General features: G+C 74.8%; 18 protein-coding genes. 8 read left to right on the top strand and 10 right to left on the bottom strand.

All coding sequences use genetic code 11. From position 1 onward, the window contains the following. The first annotated feature begins 168 nt into the window (after positions 1 to 168). Positions 169 to 942 carry a hypothetical protein gene (locus CCE02nite_RS21210; protein WP_308463680.1) on the top strand — a complete coding sequence of 258 codons (774 nt, stop codon included), beginning with the start codon at positions 169 to 171 and terminating at the stop codon, positions 940 to 942. Positions 943 to 1,125: 183 nt separating this feature from the next. Here the strand turns inward: CCE02nite_RS21210 and CCE02nite_RS04805 are convergent, their stop codons facing one another. Continuing rightward, the gene (locus tag CCE02nite_RS04805) at positions 1,126 to 1,656 is read right to left on the bottom strand and encodes a hypothetical protein (RefSeq protein ID WP_141388533.1); all 531 of its coding nucleotides are present in this window, start codon (positions 1,654 to 1,656) and stop codon (positions 1,126 to 1,128) included. Next, positions 1,656 to 3,485 carry a PspC domain-containing protein gene (locus CCE02nite_RS04810; RefSeq protein ID WP_141388534.1) on the bottom strand — a complete coding sequence of 610 codons (1,830 nt, stop codon included), beginning with the start codon at positions 3,483 to 3,485 and terminating at the stop codon, positions 1,656 to 1,658. The genes CCE02nite_RS04805 and CCE02nite_RS04810 overlap by 1 nt, the downstream gene beginning before the upstream one ends. Before the next feature lie 136 nt (positions 3,486 to 3,621). On the opposite strand from CCE02nite_RS04810, the gene CCE02nite_RS04815 reads away from it, so the two are divergent. Together CCE02nite_RS04815 and CCE02nite_RS04820 are read left to right on the top strand one after the other, a co-directional pair. Beyond that, complete coding sequence (locus tag CCE02nite_RS04815) at positions 3,622 to 5,052, top strand: ATP-binding protein (RefSeq protein WP_141388535.1); 1,431 nt, start codon at positions 3,622 to 3,624, stop codon at positions 5,050 to 5,052. Positions 5,053 to 5,129: 77 nt separating this feature from the next. After that, positions 5,130 to 5,747, top strand: a complete 618-nt coding sequence (locus CCE02nite_RS04820; protein ID WP_141388594.1) for a LuxR C-terminal-related transcriptional regulator — start codon at positions 5,130 to 5,132, stop codon at positions 5,745 to 5,747. Positions 5,748 to 5,821: 74 nt separating this feature from the next. On the opposite strand, the gene cobA is transcribed toward CCE02nite_RS04820, so the two are convergent. From cobA to CCE02nite_RS04845, 5 genes are all read right to left on the bottom strand, one after another. Beyond that, positions 5,822 to 7,222: a uroporphyrinogen-III C-methyltransferase gene (gene cobA / locus CCE02nite_RS04825; protein ID WP_141388536.1), complete on the bottom strand. Its 1,401-nt coding sequence runs from the start codon at positions 7,220 to 7,222 to the stop codon at positions 5,822 to 5,824. 10 nt (positions 7,223 to 7,232) lie between these two features. Beyond that, positions 7,233 to 8,621 carry a sulfate adenylyltransferase subunit 1 gene (locus CCE02nite_RS04830; RefSeq protein WP_141388537.1) on the bottom strand — a complete coding sequence of 463 codons (1,389 nt, stop codon included), beginning with the start codon at positions 8,619 to 8,621 and terminating at the stop codon, positions 7,233 to 7,235. After that, positions 8,621 to 9,631 carry a sulfate adenylyltransferase subunit CysD gene (cysD, locus tag CCE02nite_RS04835; RefSeq protein WP_141388538.1) on the bottom strand — a complete coding sequence of 337 codons (1,011 nt, stop codon included), beginning with the start codon at positions 9,629 to 9,631 and terminating at the stop codon, positions 8,621 to 8,623. Before cysD ends, CCE02nite_RS04830 begins: the two co-directional genes overlap by 1 nt. An 8-nt stretch (positions 9,632 to 9,639) precedes the next feature. Then, positions 9,640 to 10,353 (bottom strand): phosphoadenylyl-sulfate reductase, encoded by a 714-nt coding sequence (locus tag CCE02nite_RS04840; protein ID WP_371861899.1) that lies wholly within the window; start codon positions 10,351 to 10,353, stop codon positions 9,640 to 9,642. A gap of 173 nt (positions 10,354 to 10,526) precedes the next feature. Further along, positions 10,527 to 12,275 carry a nitrite/sulfite reductase gene (locus CCE02nite_RS04845; protein ID WP_141388539.1) on the bottom strand — a complete coding sequence of 583 codons (1,749 nt, stop codon included), beginning with the start codon at positions 12,273 to 12,275 and terminating at the stop codon, positions 10,527 to 10,529. A gap of 446 nt (positions 12,276 to 12,721) precedes the next feature. On the opposite strand from CCE02nite_RS04845, the gene CCE02nite_RS04850 reads away from it, so the two are divergent. From CCE02nite_RS04850 to CCE02nite_RS04865, 4 genes are all read left to right on the top strand, one after another. Beyond that, positions 12,722 to 13,087 (top strand): hypothetical protein, encoded by a 366-nt coding sequence (locus CCE02nite_RS04850; protein ID WP_141388540.1) that lies wholly within the window; start codon positions 12,722 to 12,724, stop codon positions 13,085 to 13,087. A gap of 104 nt (positions 13,088 to 13,191) precedes the next feature. Then, the gene (locus tag CCE02nite_RS04855; protein WP_141388541.1) at positions 13,192 to 13,752 is read left to right on the top strand and encodes a PadR family transcriptional regulator; all 561 of its coding nucleotides are present in this window, start codon (positions 13,192 to 13,194) and stop codon (positions 13,750 to 13,752) included. Further along, positions 13,749 to 14,579 carry an alpha/beta fold hydrolase gene (locus CCE02nite_RS04860; RefSeq protein WP_170227218.1) on the top strand — a complete coding sequence of 277 codons (831 nt, stop codon included), beginning with the start codon at positions 13,749 to 13,751 and terminating at the stop codon, positions 14,577 to 14,579. Before CCE02nite_RS04855 ends, CCE02nite_RS04860 begins: the two co-directional genes overlap by 4 nt. A 73-nt stretch (positions 14,580 to 14,652) precedes the next feature. Next, positions 14,653 to 15,135: a DUF456 domain-containing protein gene (locus CCE02nite_RS04865; protein ID WP_174774886.1), complete on the top strand. Its 483-nt coding sequence runs from the start codon at positions 14,653 to 14,655 to the stop codon at positions 15,133 to 15,135. Between the two features lie 6 nt (positions 15,136 to 15,141). Here the strand turns inward: CCE02nite_RS04865 and CCE02nite_RS04870 are convergent, their stop codons facing one another. After that, entirely contained in the window at positions 15,142 to 15,522 is a 381-nt protein-coding gene (locus CCE02nite_RS04870) for a VOC family protein (RefSeq protein WP_141388544.1), read from the bottom strand. Between the two features lie 118 nt (positions 15,523 to 15,640). Between CCE02nite_RS04870 and pcrA the strand changes: the two genes are divergently transcribed. Next, positions 15,641 to 18,421, top strand: a complete 2,781-nt coding sequence (pcrA, locus tag CCE02nite_RS04875) for a DNA helicase PcrA (protein WP_141388545.1) — start codon at positions 15,641 to 15,643, stop codon at positions 18,419 to 18,421. A gap of 59 nt (positions 18,422 to 18,480) precedes the next feature. On the opposite strand, the gene CCE02nite_RS04880 is transcribed toward pcrA, so the two are convergent. After that, positions 18,481 to 19,191, bottom strand: a complete 711-nt coding sequence (locus tag CCE02nite_RS04880; RefSeq protein WP_255318635.1) for a DUF6518 family protein — start codon at positions 19,189 to 19,191, stop codon at positions 18,481 to 18,483. A 123-nt stretch (positions 19,192 to 19,314) separates the two neighbouring features. Further along, the gene (locus tag CCE02nite_RS04885) at positions 19,315 to 19,890 is read right to left on the bottom strand and encodes a Clp protease N-terminal domain-containing protein (protein WP_141388546.1); all 576 of its coding nucleotides are present in this window, start codon (positions 19,888 to 19,890) and stop codon (positions 19,315 to 19,317) included.

The following is a 19,890-nucleotide window of genomic DNA, read 5'->3' on the forward strand; positions in this document are numbered from 1 at the left end:
CCCATCCGGGCGCGGCGCCGAGGTGCGCGTTCGCCGCGCGGTCCGTCGTCGTCGTCGCTACCGTGGGTCCCGTATGGGTGGTTCGACCGCCCTGCGGCGGACCCGCGCCCGCGGGTCACGGTCCGCGGTGCGGCAGCAGGTGGGTCCTGACGAAGGGGAGAACGCGCCATGTCGAGCACCGTCACCGTCACTCCGGCCAAGGGGGCGCGGGGCATCGGCCTCGTGTCGATCATCGCCGGCATCGTCCTCCTCCTCGCGGGCATCGGCACCTGGATCGTGGTGGCGAACCAGCTGTCCGCCGAGGAGATCACCGTCTCGGACGACGCGTCGTTCCTGGCGGGCCGCCACGTCAACGGGCCGCTCACCGCGTACGCGCAGGCCGAGGTCATCAACAAGCACGCGCTCGAGGCGAGCGGTGGCCAGACGTACGCCGAGCTCGACCAGGACGACCCGACGCGGCAGACCGTCATGACGGCGTCGTTCCTGCGGGCGTCGCTGTTCACGTCCGTCGTCGCGTTCGGGGTGTGCCTGCTCGTCATGGGCCTCGGCGTCCTGTTCATCCTCGTCGGGATCGCGCTCCGGCGGCTCGCGGGCGGCCCCAGCGTCGCCGTCGAGACGCCGGCGGCGTACACCTCGTCGGGCGACCTGTCGGACGCCGGGCGTCACGCCGCCCCGTCGCACGCGGAGCCCGCGCCGACCGCGCCGCCCGTCCGTCCCGAGCCCACGCGCCCGGTCGAGGCGCCGGGGCGCACGTCCGCGCTCTCGACACCGGGTGCGGAGGCCCGCGCGGCCGCGACGCCGGTCGAGCCGACCGGCGGGCCGGGGACGGGGACCCCGTCCGCCCCGGGGGCGTCGCCGGCCGCGTCTCCCGACACCACGACGCCCACCACCGGCCCCGCGGGCACCCCGCCCGAGCGCCGGGGTGACGAGCCCACCCCCTGATCGTCCCGGCCGTCCGTCCGGACGCCGAGGACCCGTTCCCGCCGGGTCGCACCGGGGAGAGCGTGCGGGGCGGCGTCGCTCGGACACGACGAGGGGCCGTGGCACACGTGCCACGGCCCCTCGCTGTGTCTCGGCCCGCCGCGTCTCGACCCGCAGCGCACCTCGCGGGAGCCCGGGCCGGGCTCAGCCTCGCCGGCGCCGGGCTCCCGAGACGATGGACCCGACCACGAGCGTGATCCCCGCCGCGGCGAGCACGACGATCGTGGCCAGGCCGAGGTCGACCTGCGCGCCGAGCGCGGCGGCGAGGACGACGACGCCGAACGCGACGATGACGAAGCCCCACACGATCGTGGAGACGCGGGGACCGCGCCGGGCGGGCGAGGGGGGTTCGGCGGGAGCGGCGGGCGCGGTGGGCGTCGTGGGCGTCGCCGGCCGGGACGGCCCTGCGGGCGGGACTGCGCCGGAGGTCGGGCCGGACGTCGTCGTGCCACCGGGAGCGGCGAGCGGGTGCGCGGGGGCTGCCGGTCCGGGCACGTCCAGGACGAAGGTCTCACCGTCCCGCGCCCGCGCGGCGAGCGGTTCCGTGGCCGGCGGCTCCGTGGACAGCGGGACCGTCGGGTGGGCGTCCGCCTCCGCGGCGCCGGCCTGCGGGGTGTCGAACAGCTCGTCGCCGAGCGGCCGCGTGTCGTCGTCGCGGCGTGCTGAGTCGTTCATCAGTCCTCCTCGATCGTGATCTGGCCGGCCCCGACCTCGACCCGCAGCACGAGCAGCGGGTCGTCACCGGACTGGACCTCGTCGTTGTCGAACGTGACCGGCTGCGTGCTGACGCCGCCGATCTCCCGCCGGTCGTCGTCGACGAGCCAGCGGGCGTTCCCCGCGAGCACCTGGACCTCCGCGCGGACCGGGACGCCGTCGGGCACGACGACGGTCGCGTCCCCGGCGCCGAGCTGGATCGGGACCTCCACGGGAGAGGTGCCGGACGCGTCGGACAGGTCGAGCCCGGAGAGGTCGATCGTCGGGTCGCCGAACGTCACGCCGAACCCCTCCTCGGCGACGTCCGGGTCGGTCACGCGGTGCGTGCCGTCGGTGACGTTCCGTACCGAGTCGTCGAGGAAGAACGTGAACGGTGCGGACCGCCACGCCGAGGTGGGGAGCGCGACGACCAGCAGGAGGACCGCGAGCCAGCCGAGGCCGCCGCTCGTGCGCCCGCGCAGGCCGCTCACGACGATCGCGAGGCCCGCCAGGATCCCGGACAGCCCCGCCCAGGTGAGGAACACGGGCCAGGGGAGCTCGCCCTGACGCTCGACGACGAGGAGGAGCGCGCCGAGCAGGAGGCTCAGGCCGACCACGACCCCGGTCGTGGTCGCGCCGGGTCCCCGAGGACGCGGGGGTTTCGGCGGCTGGGGGGCGCGCGGAGGCCTCGGGGGCTGCTGCGCGGACGGGTTCCGCGGTCCCTGGTGCGCCCGCTGCGGAGCGGTGGTCGCGCCGAGCGGTGCGCCCGGGGAGTACGGGGGAAGCGGCGCGGTGACGCCCGGCGCGGTCGAGGCGTACGGGCTCGCCTCGGCGGACCAGGTCACCCGGTCCTGGGGCCCCGACGGCGCGGTGCCCGACGGCGTCCCGGGGGAGCCCCAGGAGGCGTCGGTCGGTGCGGTGCCGCCACCGGCACCACCCGGGCCGTGGCCCGCTCCGCCCGGACCGTAGCCGGGTCCGGCGGGACCGTAGCCGGGTCCGGCGGGACCGTAGCCGGGTCCGGCGAGACCGTAGCCAGGTCCGGCGGGACCGTTGCCCGGTCCGCCGGGGCCGTACCCGGGAGTCCCGGGACCACCGGCGCCGGGAGCATCCGGGCCGCCTGCCCACGACGGCGGCTGCGGCGGCGCGCCCTGAGGTCCCCGGGGGCCGCGCTGCGTGAGCGCGGAGACCACGACGACGGCCACCGTCACGAACGCCGCGACCCAGAACAGGCCGGTCAGCCACCCCAGGTGGAGCGCGTCCCACCACGACCACCAGCCGCCGCCCCAGGAGAACCCGACGACGACGAAAGCGGCCGCGCCGAGCAGCGCGACGTCCACGTTGCCGCGGAGCGCCTCCTGGAGGTGGATACGCCCGTCACGACGCTCCGGCAGCAGGGCCCAGGCCGCGCCGTAGAGGACGAGCCCGGCGCCCGACAGGAAGAAGGTCACGAACAGGAGCCCGCGCACGATGAGCGGGTCGATCCCGAACCGCTCGGCGACGCCGGACGCGACACCGCCGATCCACCGGTCGTCCGAGCGGTAGATGCCGACGCGGCGGACGGCGTCGAAGAAGCCGTCGGTGCCGTTCGGGCGGGTCGCGCCAGGGGCGTGCGGCGGACCCTGCGGGGGGCCCTGCGATGGGCCCTGCGGTGGACGCTGGCCGGGGTCGGTCGGGCCGGCGGGGCCGCCCCACGCGGGGTCGGGTCCGCCAGCACCGGGAGGGACAGTGCCCGGCTGCGCGCCGGACGCGTCGGCGGCGCCGCCGGAGGGCCCGGGCTGGGTGCCGGGTCCGGGAAGGTCGGGAGTGCTCATGTCCACCATGCTGGCCCGGGAGCCGTGCCGCCGGTATCGGGTGCCACCCTGACCCGACCCTGAACCGGCCGCCGCGCGACCCTGGTTTCCCGGTCCGGGGGCACTCCGGGCGCCCGGGACGTGTGACGATCGGAGGGTGACCACTCCTGCCCGCCCCGCTCCGCGACCCGGAGCGCCGACCGGTGCCGGGCCCGGTACCCGGCCCGGCGCCCGGCCGCGTGACCTGCCGCTGCGCCGCCCCGAGCGCGGCCGCTGGGTCGCGGGCGTGTGCGCCGGGCTCGCGGCGCACCTGGGTGTGAGCGTCGGGGTCGTGCGCCTCGTGATGGCGTTCCTCGGGCTCGCGGGCGGCGCCGGCGTCGCGCTCTACGTGTTCTGGTGGCTCACGGTCCCGTCCGGCGACCCGGCCGCGGCGCGCGACGAGCAGCGCCCCGCGTCGCTGTCGCGCCTCGCGCCGCGCCTGCAGGGCAGCGTGCGCCGGCTCCCCGTGCGCGACGTCGCGATCGGCGTCGTCCTGCTGGGCGGCGCCGCGCTGCTGGTGGCGCTGCGGACCGGCGTCGACGTCGAGGTCTCCTGGGTCATCCCCGTCCTCATCGCGCTCGCGGGCGCGGCGCTCGCGTGGAGCCAGCTCGACGCCGTCGAGCGCGGCCGGCTGCTCACCCGGGCCGGCGGACGCACGCCGGCGGGCGCGCTGCGCATCGCGGGCGGTGTGGTCCTGGTGCTCGTCGGGATCGTCCTGCTCGTGGGGCAGGACGCGCGGCCCACGCAGATCGTGCGCGCGGCCGTCGCGGCGGTCGCAGTGCTCGCCGGCGTCGCGATCGTGCTCGCCCCGTGGTGGCTCAAGCTCGTGCGCGAGCTCGGGAACGAGCGCGCGGCGCGCGCCCGCGAGGCCGAGCGGGCCGACATCGCCGCGCACCTGCACGACTCGGTGCTCCAGACGCTCGCGCTCATCCGCGCGCGGTCGTCCGACGCCGACACCGTCGCGCGCCTCGCCCGCGCCCAGGAGCGTGAGCTGCGCGAGTGGCTCTACGACGACCGCCCCTCGCCGGGGACGTCGCTCGCCGCCGAGCTCCGGGGGCTCGTCGCGGAGGTCGAGGACGGACGCGTGGGCCGGCGTGCGGAGCCCATCGGGGCACCCGGCGGGTCGATCGGCGAGACCGACCCCGGGCCGGTCGTCGTCGACGTCGTCGTGGTGGGTGACTGCACGCCCACGCAGGAGACCGCGGCGCTGCTCCAGGCGACGCGCGAGGCGCTCGTCAACGCCGTCGCGCACGGCGGGCCGCCCTACTCGGTCTACCTCGAGGTGAGCGACGCCGCGGTCGAGGTCTTCGTCCGCGACCGCGGAGACGGCTTCGACATGGAGGACGTCGCGCCCGACCGGTTCGGCGTCCGGGAGTCGATCCTCGGCCGGGTCCAGCGCCGCGGTGGGAAGGCCGAGATCATCAGCAGGCCGGGCTGGGGCACGGAGGTACGGTTGCGCGTGCCGCGCGCCGTGACGGCAGAGCCCGAGCCTTCCCGCCCGTCGTCGGGCACCCCGTCGAGCGCACCGTCGAACCAGGAGGACCCGTGACGACCATCCCCAGCACGCCCGCCGACGGCATCCCTGCGACCGGCCCGGTCCCCGTGGTGCTCGTCGACGACCACCACATGTTCCGGGCCGGCGTGCGCGCGAGCCTCGATCCGGCTCTGGTCACCGTGGTGGGCGAGGCGGACGACGTCGAGTCCGCGGTCGCGCGCGTGCACGAGCTGCGCCCGCCGGTCGTGCTGCTCGACGTGCACCTGCCCGGCGGCGACGGGGGCGGCGGCGCGGAGGTCATCCAGCGCTGCACCGACCTGCTCGGCGACGTCCGGTTCCTCGCGCTGTCGGTCTCCGACGCCGCGGAGGACGTCGTCGCGGTGATCCGCGCCGGGGCGCGCGGGTACGTGACCAAGGCGATCTCCGGGCCGGACCTGTCGGCCGCCGTCGGGCAGGTAGCGGGCGGCGACGCGGTGTTCTCCCCGCGCCTCGCGGGCTTCGTCCTCGACGCGTTCGGCACGGGGGCGGGCGACGTCGCGGTGCGCGACGACGAGCTCGACCGGCTGTCGGCCCGCGAGCAGGAGGTCATGCGCCTCATCGCGCGCGGCTACACCTATCGAGAGGTCGCGTCGGAGCTGTTCATCTCGATCAAGACGGTCGAGACCCATGTCTCCGCGGTCCTGCGCAAGCTCCAGCTCTCGTCCCGCCACGAGCTCACCCGCTGGGCGGCCCAGCGCCGCCTCCTGTAACCCCAAGGCGTTGTGGGCATGGAATGGGCTCGGTTCTCGGGTGAGAACCGAGCCCATTCCATGCCCACAACGCTTCAGGGGGTCGGTGGCCAGGCGGGGGAGAGGGTGACCACGTCGCCGACGACGGTGACCGCCGGGGGGCGGACACCGGCCTCGCGGGCGCGGGCGGCGATGGTCGCGAGCGTGCCGACCGTGGTCCGCTGGCGCGGGCCGTAGCCGTCCTCGACGACCGCGACGGGTGTCTCGGGCGAGCGGCCCTGCGCGACGAGCGCGTCCGCCGTCTCCGCGAGCCGGGAGACCCCCATGAGCAGGACGACCGTGTGGTCGCTCGCGGCCGGGATCTTGCCCACGTCCTCGTGCCCGGTGAGCACGGTGAACCCGCGGGACAGGCCGCGATGCGTCACCGGGATGCCCGCCGCGGCGGGCACCGAGACCGCGCTCGTCACGCCCGGCACGACCTCCACCGGGATGCCGTGCTCGCGGCACGCGTCGAGCTCCTCGCCGCCGCGCCCGAACACGTAGGGGTCGCCGCCCTTGAGCCGCACGACCCGTCGCCCGACGAGCGCGTGGTGGACGAGGATCCGGTTGATCTCCGACTGCGGCACCGGGTGGTGGCCGGGCGTCTTGCCGACGTCCACGACCTCGACCTCGTCGCCGAGCTCGGCGAGCAGGCCGCGCGGCCCGAGCCGGTCGACCACGACGACGTCCGCCTCCGCGAGGAGCCGGCGACCGCGCACGGAGATCAGACCGAGGTCGCCGGGGCCGCCCCCGACGAGCGCGACCGACCCCACGGGCCGCACGAGCGGTCCGGAGACGGCGCCGGCGAGGTGCGCGTCGTCGTCGGCCGGGGACCGAGCCGGGCGCACGGCCCGGAGCGGGAGCTCACCCGCCTCGAGCAGCGCGGCGACGGCGTCGCGCACGCGCTGGGCACGGCGCGGGTCCCGGCCCGCGTTGACCGACACCGTGACCTCTGCGGCCCGGCCGGGAGAGACGTCGCGAGCAGGGTCGTCCGGAGCGTCGTCCGGAACCGTGCTCGGGACGCGCGTGCGCGCCACGGCGGGCACCCACGCGGTCGCGAGGTCCGCGTCGCCCGCGGCGACGCAGAAGACCCGGTCGGCCTCGGCGTCGGCCGCGACGTCGGCGTCCACGTGCGGGTCACCGGTCGCGGTGTGGACGAGCCACGCGCCGTCGAGGTCGCCCGTGAGGTAGTCGCGCCGCACCCACGACAGCCGCGCGCCGCGCTCCCGGGGCGCGCCCGCGTGACCGTGGGCGCCCCCCGCGTCCTCGGTCCCGTGCACCGCGACCAGCTCCGCGAGGTCCTCGCAGACGAACGGCGCGACGACGGTCACGACGGCGCCCACGTCGAGGAGGCCGCGCGTGCGCCGCGCGGCGACGGGACCACCGCCGACGACGACGGTCCGGCGGCCGTCGAGACGCAGGCCCAGGGGGTACGTCTCGTGCTCGGGTGCGGTCACGGCGTCCAGCCTAGATCGCGTACGAGCCGGGCCTGGACGCCGGACGGCGCGCGGCGGCGAGCGCGTCGCCGACCATGCCGGCGGCGAGCGTGCCACCGTCCTGGGCGTCGACGAGCAGGAACGCGCCCGTGCGGCGCGCGACGACGTACTCCTCGGCCGCGACGGGCGACGCGAGCCGCAGCGTCACGCGGCCGATGTCGTTGAGGTCGAGCCGCTCGGCGGGCTCGAGCTCGGCGGTGTCCAGGTCGAGCCGACCGACGACGTCGCGCACGACGGCCTGCACCGTGCGGGTCGTGTGCTTGAGCAGCACGCGCGCGCCGGGCAGGAGCGGGCGGCCGCTGAGCCACGCGACGGTGCCCTCGACGTCCTGCGTGACCTCGGGAGCCTCCGCGGCGGACGCGATGAGGTCGCCGCGCGCGACGTCCACGTCGTCGGCGAGGCGGATCGTCACGGACTGCGGCGCGAACGCGTCCGTGAGCTCCTCGCCGGACGCGAGCGAGTCGGCCGTGTCGATCCCGACGACGGTCGTGCGGCGACCGGACGGCAGCACCACGACCTCGTCCCCGACCGTCACGACGCCCGACGCCACCTGACCGGCGTACCCGCGGTAGTCGCGGTAGCGCTCGTCGGCCGCGGCCTGGGGCCGGATGACGACCTGCACGGGGAACCGGAAGGACTCGGCCTCCGGGTCGTCGCCCGTCGGGAGCTCCTCGAGCAGCTCGAGCAGGCTCGGGCCGTCGTACCAGGGCGTGTTGGCGCTCGCCCGGTCCACGACGTTGTCGCCCACGAGCGCGGACACCGGGATCGTGTGCACGTCGCCCACGCCGAGCGAGACCGCCGCGGCGCGGATGTCCGCCGCCAGCTCCTCGTAGCGCGCCTCGCTGTAGTCGACGAGGTCGATCTTGTTGACCGCGACGACCACGTGCGGGACGCGCAGGAGGCTCGCGACCGCGAGGTGCCGGCGCGTCTGCTCGAGCAGGCCCTTGCGCGCGTCGATGAGCAGCACGACGACGTCCGCCGTCGACGCGCCCGTCACCGTGTTGCGCGTGTACTGCACGTGCCCGGGGCAGTCGGCGAGGATGAACGACCGGCGCGCGGTCGCGAAGTACCGGTACGCCACGTCGATGGTGATGCCCTGCTCGCGCTCGGCCCGTAGGCCGTCGGTGAGCAGCGCGAGGTCGGCGGTCTCGAGGCCGCGGTCGCGCGAGACGCGCTCGACCGCGTCGAGCTGGTCGGCGAGCACGGACTTCGAGTCGAAGAGCAGGCGGCCCACGAGCGTGGACTTCCCGTCGTCGACCGAGCCGGCGGTCGCGAGGCGCAGCAGCGTCCCGCGGCGCGCGTCGTCGAGCGGCAGCGCCGCGTCCTCGGCGATGGTGCCGGTGCTGGTCTGGGTGCCCATCAGAAGTACCCCTCCTTCTTGCGGTCCTCCATGGCGGCCTCGGAGAGGCGGTCGTCGGCGCGGGTCGCGCCGCGCTCGGTGATGCGCGTCGCGGCGACCTCCGCGATGACGTCTTCGACGCCCGTCGCGTCGGAGCGCACGGCGCCGGTGCACGACATGTCGCCGACGGTGCGGTAGCGCACCGTCTCGGTCCGCAGGGACGCGGCCTCGGCGTCGGTGCGGGGCTCCGAGTACGGCCCGACGGCGAGCAGCATGCCGTCGCGGTCGAACACCTCGCGCTCGTGCGCGTAGTAGAGCTCGGGGAGCTCGATGCGCTCGCGCGCGATGTAGCGCCAGACGTCGAGCTCGGTCCAGTTCGACAGCGGGAACACGCGCACGTGCTCGCCCGGGCGGTGGCGCCCGTTGTAGAGGTTCCACAGCTCCGGGCGCTGGTTGCGCGGGTCCCACTGACCGAACTCGTCGCGCAGCGAGAACACGCGCTCCTTGGCGCGCGCCTTCTCCTCGTCGCGGCGCCCGCCGCCGAACACGGCGTCGAACCGATGGCCCGAGATCGCGTCGAGCAGCGGCTGCGTCTGGAGGGGGTTGCGCGTCCCGTCGGCGCGCTCGCGCAGGCGGCCGTCGTCGAGGTAGTCCTGCACGCTCGCGACCTCGAGCCGCAGGCCCAGCCGCTCCGCGGTCGCGTCGCGGTAGGCGAGCACCTCGGGGAAGTTGTGGCCCGTGTCCACGTGCAGCACGGGGAACGGCACCGGGCCGGGCGCGAACGCCTTGACCGCGAGGTGCAGCATCACCACGGAGTCCTTGCCGCCGCTGAACAGCAGCACGGGCCGCTCGAACTCGGCGACGACCTCACGGATGATGTGGATGCCCTCGCTCTCCAGCGCGTCGAGCTGCGCGAGGCGGCGCCCGCCGGGCAGCGCCGTGGCGGGGACCGGCGCAGCCTCTGCGGAGGCGCCGGCGGGAGCACCGGCGGGGGAGCCCGGTGCGTCGGTCGTCAGGTCGATGGTCGTCATGCCCGTCCTCATACGTGGAGTCCGCACTCTGTCTTGTCGAGCCCCGCCCAGCGGCCGGCCCTCGGGTCCTCGCCCGGCGCGACGCGCCGGGTGCACGGCTGGCAGCCGATCGACGGGTAGCCGTCGTTCAGCAGGGGGTTGAGGATCACCTGGTGCCGCGCGGCGTACGCGAGCAGGTCGTCGAACGACCACGCCGCGAGCGGGTTGATCTTCACGAGCCCGTTCTTCTCGTCGAACGTCACGAGCGGGGTGCTCGTCCGGGTCGGCGCCTCGTCGCGGCGCACGCCCGTGACCCACACCTCGTAGCCCGCGAGCGTGCGGTGCAGCGGCTCGACCTTGCGCATCTGGCAGCACAGCGCCGGGTCGCGGCCGAACAGGTCCTTGCCGTGCGCCGCGTCCTGCTGGGCGACCGTGAGCTCGGGCCTGACGTCGACGATCGTCACGTCCATCTGCTGCTCGACGGCGTCGCGCGTCCCGACCGTCTCGGCGAAGTGGTAGCCCGTGTCGAGGAACAGCACGTCGACCCACGGGATCTGCGCCGCCACGACGTGGGGGAGCACGGCGTCGGCCATGGAGCACGCGACCGCGACGGACGTCCCGAACTCGCGCGCCGCCCAGGCGATGACCTCCTCGGCCGTCGCCTCCGGGCGGGTCGCCCCCTCGACGCCGGGCGTGCCGGCGCCGTGCAGCAGCTCCGCTCCGCGCCGCGCGATCTCGCGCAGCTCGTCGAGGGACCGCTTGGGCCTGCCGTGCTGCGCACGCTCCGCGTGGTGCGCGGCCTTCGCGCTCTCGCGCTGCTCGGCCTTCGCCCTCGCCGCGGCGCGCAGCGCGGCCAGCGGGTCGGTGGTGCCCGACGGCGGGGTGGCGGTGGTCGTCGTCCCGCTGTGGTCCTCGCTCACTGGAGCGCCTCCTCGTCGGCTCGGTGCGCCCACTCGGCGAAGGTCTCGGTCCCGTCCTTGTCGGCCTCGTACCGGCGCACGACCCGCTCGACGTAGTCGGGCAGGTCGGTCGCGGTGACCTTGAGTCCGCGCACGGTGCGGCCCATGCCGGCGAGCTCGCGGTCGTCGGACGCCAGCCCCCCGCCCAGGTGGACCTGAAAACCCGGGACCTGCTCGCCGTCGTCGTCCATCACGAGCTGGCCCTTGAGCCCGATGTCCGCCGTCTGGATGCGCGCGCACGAGTTGGGGCACCCGTTGACGTGCAGCGAGAGCGGCTTCATGTGCGACAGGTCGCCGAGCCGCTTCTCGAGCTCGTCGATCGTGGCGGTCGCGGTGTCCTTGGTGTCGACGATGGCGAGCTTGCAGTACTCGATGCCCGTGCACGCGATCGTGCTGCGCCGGAACGGGCTCGGGTCGGCGTCGAGCCCGTTGGCCTTGAGCGTCGAGACGACGTGCTCGACGTGCTGGTCCGGCACGTCGAGCACGAGGAGCTTCTGGTGCGGGGTGAGCCGCACGCGGTGCGAGCCGACGGACTCGGCGAGGTCGGCGACGTTCGCGAGGATCGTCCCGGACACGCGGCCGACGTACGGCGCCGCACCGACGTAGTTGAGCCCGTCCTTCTGCTTGTGCACGCCCACGTGGTCGCCGGGCACGGGCGGCTTGGGCGCGGGCGGGCCGTCGGGCAGCGCGTACCCGAGGTACTCGGTCTCGAGGACCTCGCGGAACTTCTCGGGTCCCCAGTCGGCGAGGAGGAACTTGAGGCGCGCCTTGTTGCGCAGTCGGCGGTAGCCGTAGTCGCGGAAGATCTGCACGACGCCGTGCCAGACGTCGGGCACCTGCTCCTCGGTGACGAACGCCCCGAGGCGCTCGCCGAGGCGCGGGTTCGCGGACAGCCCGCCGCCGACCCACAGGTCGAACCCGATGCCGAGCTCGGGGTGGCGGTGCGCGACGAACGCGACGTCGTTGATCTCGTGCACGACGTCCTGGCTCGGGTGCCCGGTGAGCGCGGTCTTGAACTTGCGGGGAAGGTTCGCCAGCTCGGGGACGCCGATGTACTTCTCGGTGATCCCGGCGACGGCCGGACCGATGTCGATGAGCTCGTCGGCGGCGATCCCCGCGACCGGGCTGCCGAGCACGACGCGCGGGACGTCGCCGCACGCCTCCGTCGTCTGCAGGCCGACAGCCTCCAGGCGCCGCCAGATCTCCGGGACGTTCTCGACCTCGACCCAGTGGAGCTGGATGTTCTGGCGGTCGGTGATGTCGGCGCTGTCGCGACCGAAGTCCTTCGAGATGTCCGCGATGACGCGGAGCTGCTCGGTCGTCAGGGCGCCGCCGTCGATGCGGACCCGGAGCATGAAGTAGCGGTCCTCGAGCTCGTGCGGCTCGAGCGTCGCCGTCTTGCCGCCGTCGATCCCGGGCTTGCGCTGGGTGTACAGGCCCCACCAGCGGAACCGCCCGTGCAGGTCGTCCCCGGTGATGGAGTCGAAGCCGTCCCGCGCGTAGATCGTCTCGATCCGCTCGCGGACGGACAGCCCGCCGTCCTCCTGCTTCCACTTCTCGTTGCCGTTGAGCGGCTCGGTGCCGTCGACCTTCCACTGCCCGTTCGGCCGGGCGGCGCGCGCCGGGCGGGCGGGCCGCTCGCCGGCCCGGGCCGGGCGCTCAGGTCGGGCCGGGGTGGCGTCCGGCACCGTCGTGACCTGCGTCATCGGTGTTCCTCGTGTCCTCGTTCGGGGGCGGGGACGCGCGACGGCGAGCGCTCAGCGAGGGTGCGAGTGGCTGAGGACCGACGGCGCGCGCCGGTTCTCAGGGGTTCTCCGGGGAGAGGGGCGAGCCTGCGGGCTCGCGCTGAGTCGGGCGCGGTTCAGCGACAACAGCTGAGACACGTGTGCGCGCACGCCGGCATCCCGTGACGCGAGGTCACGAGGAGGGTGCGGGCTGCCGTGGTCATGCCCTGAACGATAGCGGCGGTCCAGCCACGTGGACAGCCCTGGTCCGCATGGTGGGAAACCGGAAATACTAGACCGATCCGGTCTGGTTTGTCGAGCCCTCGGTGTTCGTCGTGGCCAGGTGGTGCGACCACCGCGTGCGACCGGGGTGCATCTCACTTTGTGCAAACTTTCACGACACGGTCGTCAGCAAATAGGATGGCGCCATGGAGTTCCTCTACAACGTCTTCGTCGCGCTGCACTTCATCGGGTGGGCCATCGTCCTCGGCGGCTACCTCGCGTCCCTGCGTTCGCCGGGCCTGTACCAGGGCGTCTTCCACGGCGCGCTCACCGCGCTCGTCGCGGGGATCGCCATGGTGGGCATCGGCGAGGCGTCCGTCTGGGGTGACGGTGGCCCCGACATGGCCAAGATCGGCGTCAAGCTGGTCATCGCGCTCGTCATCGCCGTGCTCGCGTTCGTCGCCAAGCGCCAGGGGGCCAAGGCGGCCGACGGTGCAGTCGCGCCGGGCGTCAAGCACGCCATCGGCGGCCTGACCCTCGTGAACATCCTCGTCGCGGTCTTCTGGAACTGACCGCAGCGACCCGGCCGGGGCCCGTCGACGGATCGTCCGTCGGCGGGCCTTCGTCGTCCTCTTGGGGCGTTGACGACTGACTAGGTGCATGGTCCACTAGTCGCATGGTCCTTCGATACCTCGTGCTCGGGCTCCTCACGATCCGGCCCATGACCGGCTACGACCTCAAGCGCGCGTTCGACTCCTCCGTCCGACACTTCTGGGCGGCCGACCGCTCGCAGCTCTACCGCACGCTCGCCGCGATCGTGGACGCGGGGCTGGCCGAGGTGGAGGTCGTGCCCCAGGAGAGCTACCCCGACCGGAAGGTCCACACGATCACCGACGCCGGCCGCGCGGCGCTGCGCGACTGGCTCGCCTCGCCGCTCGGGCCCGAGGACTCGCGCGAGCCCTTTCTCGGGCGGCTGTTCTTCGCCGACCAGCTCGACGACGAGGGCGTGGCGGCGCTCCTCGCGTCCCGGCGCGCCCTGGCCGAGGAGACGGTCGCGACGCTCACTGCCGAGGAGGAGCGGGTCGCGACGGTCCTCGCGGGTGGCGGCCCCGACGCGGACCGCGTCCGGGGCACCCGCGGCCTCGCCCTGCGCCTCGCGACGCTCCGCCACGGGCTCGCGCACGCCCGCACCGAGCTCGCATGGCTCGACGAGACCGAGCGGGAGGTGCTCGCGTGACCGCGCCGGACGTCGTCGTGCACCACCCCGCCACCCGCCCTGGCGCGCCGGGCACGGACGCCGTCTCCGTCGTCCTGCTGCACGGGGGCAACGTGGCGTCGTGGATGTGGGAGCCGCAGGTGGAGGCGCTGGACGACCTCGACGTGTGGACCCCCGACCTGCTCGGCTTCGGGAGCCGTGGCGACCAGGTTCCGGCAACCCTCGACGCGGTCGTCGACGACGTCGCCGCGACGGTCTCCGCGATCCCCGCCGGGCGGGAGGTGCACGTCGTCGGGCTGTCGCTCGGCGGGATCGTCGCGCTGCGTCTCGCCGCGCAGCATCCGGGACTCGTGCGCTCCGTCCTCGCGTCCGGCGCGGTGGTCGACGGCGTGCCCGGCCTCGCCGGCGCGTTCGGCCGCGCGCAGCTCCGGGTCTGGGACCGGCCCTGGTACTGGCGGGGCCAGGCCGTCGCCATGGGCATCCCGGCGGACGCACGCGACCTGTTCGTGCGCTCGGGGCTCGCGATCCGCCGCGAGACCATGGCGCGGCTGCTGCCCGACGTCTACGGCGGGCGCTGGCCCGACGGCCTCGCGGAGTCGGGAGCCCGCGTGCTCGCGGTCGCGGGCGGTCGGGACCTGCGCCCCGCGCGCCGCGCCCTGGCGACGATCCAGCGTCGCGTGCCGGACGCCGTCGTGCGCCTGGCGCCCGGGATGCACCACCAGTGGAGCGCGGAGGACCCGGACCTGTTCAGCGCGATGATCCGGTCCTGGGCCGTCGACGGCGTCGCGCCCCCCGCCCTGGTCCCGCTCGCTCCCGCCAGGCAGCGCCGCAAGCCCGCTGAGAAGTGACTATCTGCCCCCAAGCTGGTCGAATCGAGGGCGCATGGTCACTTCTCGGCGCCCCTGTGCGAAGGTGGGCGCCGTGAGCGTCGGTGGAGAGGTCCTCGTCGGGCTGGCGATCCTGGTCGGGCTGATCGGGATCGTCGTGCAGATCCTGCCCGGGAACGTGCTCGTGCTCGGCGCGATCCTCGTGTGGGCGATCGTCACGGGCGGCCCTGCCGCATGGGTCGTGTTCGCCGTCGCCGCCGTCCTCGTGGTCGCCGCCGAGGTGTCGCAGTACGTCCTCGCCGGCCGGCACATGCGCCGGGCGGACGTTCCCTGGTCGACCCTCGTGTGGGGCGGGATCGCGGGTGTCGTCGGGTTCTTCGTCATCCCCGTGATCGGCCTGTTCATCGGGTTCGTGCTCGCGGTGTTCGTCGCCGAGCTCCTGCGCCGCCGCGACCGTCGCGCCGCGTGGCGCGCGACCGTCGCCGCGATGCAGGCCACGGGCATCACGATCCTCGTCCAGCTCCTGGGCGGGCTCCTCGCGGCGGCGGCGTGGGGCGTGGGGCTCGCGATCACCTGACGTGCGTCAGCCGGGGATCTCCATCACGTAGAGCGTGTTCCCGTCGACGTCGCGCAGCGAGAACATCGGCGGGACGCCCTCCCAGCGCAGGAGCTCTCCGGTGCTCGCGCCGGCGTCGGTGAGCGTCGCGTGGTCGGCGGCCGCGTCGGAGGTCGTGAGGCGGATGCCGGTGTCGACGCCCGCGGGGAGGCCATCCCCTGCGGCGACGAGGGCGACGGACGTCGCCGAGCCCGAGGGCGCGACCTCGATCCAGCGGAACCCCTCCTGGAGATCGCCGTCCATGCGGACCTCGAAGCCGAGCGTCCCGGTGTAGTAGGCGAGCGCGCGGTCCTGGTCCGTGACCGGGATCGCGACGGTGTGCACTCCGGTGAGATGGGTCGTCGCCATGGTGGCTCCTTCGTGGTGCGGCAGGTGCTGCGGACGAACGGGGAGACCGTCGCGGGCGACCGGACTCATCGGCGGGGCGGCGCCGGGTGTGGGCGGGGGCGCCTAGGCTGGTGGGGCTATGGCTTCGCTCTTCGAGAACCTCCCGCTGCCCGGCCTCGACACGCTGTTCGACGGCCCGCGCGTCGACCACGGCGGCGAGTCCCGCCTCCCGCGGACCGCCCCGCGCTGGACCGACGACCCGGCCGTGCCCGACGGCGCGGGCTCGCCCGCCGAGGACGGTGGGAGCAGGTCGGGGGGCGCCGGCTCGTCACCGGGAACGGGGGAGCGCACGGGCCGGTACGCGCACCTCGACCCCGACGCGTTGCTCGACGGGCTCAACCCGCAGCAGCGCGAGGCCGTCGTGCACGCGGGCGGGCCGCTGCTCATCGTGGCGGGCGCCGGGTCGGGCAAGACGCGCGTGCTCACGCACCGCATCGCGTACCTGCTCGCCACGCGCCGGTCCAACGCCGGCCAGATCCTCGCGATCACCTTCACCAACAAGGCCGCGGCAGAGATGCGCGAGCGCGTCGAGACGCTCGTCGGGCCGTCGGCGCGGAACATGTGGGTCTCGACGTTCCACTCCGCGTGCGTGCGCATCCTGCGGCGCGAGGCCAAGACGCTCGGGCTGCGGTCGAGCTTCTCCATCTACGACGCCGCGGACTCCCAGCGGCTCATCACGCTCGTGACGCGCGAGCTGGACCTCGACCCCAAGAAGTACCCGGCGCGGTCGCTCGCCAACAAGATCTCGGACCTCAAGAACGAGCTCATCGACCCCGAGACCTACGCGCGCGACTCCGGCGCCCACGCGACGGACGACGGTCTCGCGGCGCGGGCCGGCCAGCACGGCGCGAACGTGCCCGAGTTCGACCAGGTGCTCGCCGACGTCTACACGCGCTACCAGGCCCGGCTCGTCGCCGCGAGCGCGCTCGACTTCGACGACATCATCATGACGACGGTCAACCTGCTCCAGGCGTTCCCCGCCGTCGCGGAGCACTACCGCCGCCGGTTCCGCCACGTGCTCGTCGACGAGTACCAGGACACCAACCACGCGCAGTACGTGCTCGTGCGCGAGCTCGCGGGCGTCGGCGAGGACTCCGCCGCGACCGACGCCGCGACGAGCGGCACGGGCGAGGCGCAGGTCCCCGCGCTCGACCCGGCCGAGCTCACCGTCGTCGGTGACGCCGACCAGTCGATCTACGCGTTCCGTGGTGCCACGATCCGCAACATCCTCGAGTTCGAGGCCGACTACCCGGACGCCCGCACCATCCTGCTCGAGCAGAACTACCGCTCGACCCAGAACATCCTCTCGGCCGCCAACGCCGTCATCTCGCGCAACCCCGACCGCAAGCCCAAGCGCCTGTGGACCGACTCGGGCGCGGGCGCGAAGGTCATCGGCTACGTCGCGGACAACGAGCACGAGGAGGCGCGGTTCGTCGCCGAGGAGATCGACCGCCTGGGCGACTCCGACGGCGTGCGCCCCGGCGACGTCGCGGTGTTCTACCGGACGAACGCGCAGTCCCGCGCGCTGGAGGAGGTGCTCATCCGCGTCGGCCTGCCGTACAAGGTCGTCGGCGGCACGCGCTTCTACGAGCGGCGCGAGGTCAAGGACGCCGTCGCGTACCTGCGCGCGATCGACAACCTCGACGACGACGTCAACCTGCGCCGCGTGCTCAACACGCCCAAGCGGGGCCTGGGGGACCGGGCAGAGGGCGCCGTCGCGGCGCTCGCGGACCGCGAGCGCATCTCGTTCGGTGCCGCGCTCGCCCGGATCGACGAGATCCCCGGCCTGACCAACCGCACGCTCAACCCCCTGCGCGCCTTCGTCGAGCTCATGACCGGGCTGCGCGAGCTCGCGGACTCCGGCGCGAGCCCGTCCGAGATCCTCGGCGCCGTCCTCGACCGCACGGGCTACCTCGCCGAGCTGCGCGCGAGCGACGACCCGCAGGACGCGACGCGCGTCGAGAACCTCGCCGAGCTGCACGCCGTCGCGACGGAGTTCACGGAGCTCGACCCCGAGGGCACGCTGTCCGACTTCCTCGAGCGCGTCTCGCTCGTCGCGGACGCCGACCAGATCCCCGCGGACGACGGCGACGACGAGGACGCCGAGGGCGAGGAGAAGGAGGACCCGGGCGTCGTCACGCTCATGACGCTCCACACGGCCAAGGGCCTCGAGTTCCCCGTCGTGTTCCTCACCGGCATGGAGGACGGCACGTTCCCGCACATGCGGTCCTTGCACGACGACGCCGAGCTCGCCGAGGAGCGCCGCCTCGCCTACGTGGGCATCACCCGCGCGCGCGAGCGGCTCTACGTGTCCCGGTCCGCGGTGCGGTCCGCGTGGGGCATGGCCAACGAGTTCCCGCCCAGCCGGTTCCTCGAGGAGATCCCCGAGGAGCTGTGGGACTGGCGGCGGCGCGAGTCGTCGATGGCGACCCTGCGCGCGGGCGGGTCGGTCTGGGGCCGCGGCTCGGGTTCGGGCTCGTGGTCCGCGTCGCGGTCCGGGTCGTGGTCGGGGGCACGGTCCGGGGCCGACGACGACGGGTCTGCCATCCGCGGCCCTCGTTCCTCGGGCCGCTCCCGCCAGACCCGCCACGACCCGTCGTCGTCGGCCCCGGCCCGCGCCGCGTTCGGCTCACCTTCGGGGTCCGGCGCCGGTGGGGCGAAGTTCGGGTCGGCGACGCCGCGCGCCGACGGGGACGTGCCGAACCTCGCCGTCGGTGACAAGGTCACGCACGACGCCTACGGGCTCGGGACGGTCGTCTCGCTCGAGGGGGCGGGACCGAACGCCGTCGCGAAGATCGACTTCGGCGCGGACGGGACCAAGCGGCTGCTGCTGAGGTACTCGCCCGTCACGAAGCTCTGACGCGTCGGGCGCTCGCCCGGCCGGTCGAGCGCCCGTGCGCGTCTCGGGCTTCCGCGGTCTCAGCCGATCGTGCCGAGCGCGCGGTAGGCGAGGACGAACGCCGTCGCGACGACGGCGGTGCCTCCCGCGGCGAGCGCGACCGGGGCGGTGCCGCGCAGTCGCCGGGCGAGCACGGCGGCGAGCAGCACGAGCGACGCGAGCCCGATCACGACCCAGTACGTGGCGCCCGTCGTCTCGACGACTGCCGTGAGCCCGTACACGGACTCGCCGAGACCGATGCCCGCGAGCACCGCCGTGCCGAGGGCCGCGCGCGCTCCCGCGCGCCACAGCCACGCCGCGGCGACTCCGACGAACGGGCCGACGACGAGGCCGACCACCCCGAACAGCGTCGGGTCGTAGAAGAACCCGCGCAGGTCGGCGGCGACCGTGTACCCGAGGGTGAGCAGCACGAAGCTCGCCGCGCCCAGCACGGCGGCGTGCCAGGTCCGCGTCCTCAGGTCGCGGGCTGCCCAGGCGACGAGGAGCGCCGTGAGCAGGGTCCAGCCGCTCGCCGAGTTCGCGAAGGGTGCCGCGGCGTCGGGCAGGAAGCCCTGGGCGTACGAGGTCAGCCCGCCGAGCAGGAAGCTCGCGGCGAGCACGACGGCGCCCCTCGCCCAGGGCTGGCCGACGAGGGTCGGGGACCCCGCGGCGCGGCCGAGGTCGGAGCGCGCGCGGAGCTCGGAGCGGGAGCGGTCGTCGGGGCGGTCGTGGAGCGAGGTCACGTCAGGCACCCCTCGACGGTAGGCGCGTGGTCGCGGCGAGGCGTCACCCCGTCGTCGGGCACGGGCGGGCGAGGCGTCCTACCGTGGCAGGACGACCGAGCCCCGAGGTGCAGGGGACCGGTCGCGCCGGGGTCAGGAGGCCTGGCGGTGCCGCGCTGCGAGCGCGGCGCGCAGGCCTGCGACGTCGGAGCCCGCCTCCGCGAGCGCGTCGACCAGCGCTCGGTGCGCCGTCGAGCCCTTCGCGCGGGCGACCGCGGCGAGGACGTGGCCGGAGTCGATGGTGCGCGACCCCTCGTGCACGGCCTCGCGCAGCGAGAGCTCGAGCGCCTTCTTCGCCTCGGGCGTGAACGGGATGTGCGACGGGCGCTTGCGCCGCCCGCGCCGGCGTCCGTCGTCGCCCGCGCGGTCGAGCGCGCCGGGCCCGAACGCGGCGTCGGTGCGCGCACGGATCTCGTCGAGGTCGATCCCGAGGGCCGCGAGCGCGGGGCCGTCGAGCGTGTCGTGGCGGCGCGCGGAGTCGGCGTGCCGCTCGAGCGAGTCGGCGTCGACGCCGACCGTCGCGAGCGCGGCCGCGCCCGCGCCGCCGTCCTGACGGGCGAGGGCGAGGAGCAGGTGCACGGCGTCGATGGCGTCGTCGCCGCGCGAGCGTGCCATCTCCTGGGCGCCGACCACCGTCTCGCGGGCGTCGGCGGCGAAGCGTTCGAACAT

This window comes from Cellulosimicrobium cellulans, from assembly GCF_006539945.1.
GTDB lineage: Bacteria > Actinomycetota > Actinomycetes > Actinomycetales > Cellulomonadaceae > Cellulosimicrobium > Cellulosimicrobium cellulans.